Source organism: Halomonas sp. SIMBA_159, from assembly GCF_046536035.1.
Lineage (GTDB): Bacteria > Pseudomonadota > Gammaproteobacteria > Pseudomonadales > Halomonadaceae > Vreelandella > Vreelandella venusta_A.
Genome location: NZ_JAWJBT010001748.1, coordinates 1 through 232 on the forward strand (window position 1 = coordinate 1; position 232 = coordinate 232).

A 232-nucleotide genomic window follows, 5' to 3' on the forward strand; every position below is an offset into this window, starting at 1 on the left:
TCACACTGCTGGTGCTTGCTCCGATCGGGGCCTGGGCGCTGGTTCGCGAGATGATGTTCGGCTTCGGTGCGGACCGCCTCGGACGCCTGCTCGACGCAGAAGGCGGGATGCCTCCGGTGGAGACGGAGCTGACGCCGAGCGGTCGCATCTCCCGCACCGACGCGGATCCGCTCATCGCGCGATACGCCGCCGAGGCCGACGCAGCCGGCGATGACTGGCGTGCGCGCTACCG

General features: G+C 70.7%; 1 protein-coding gene. It reads left to right on the forward strand.

Annotation, left to right across the window (positions count from 1 at the left end; genetic code table 11):
* A partial coding sequence (locus tag R0J87_RS25185; RefSeq protein ID WP_498889755.1) for a hypothetical protein occupies positions 1–232 on the forward strand: 232 nt, incomplete at both ends.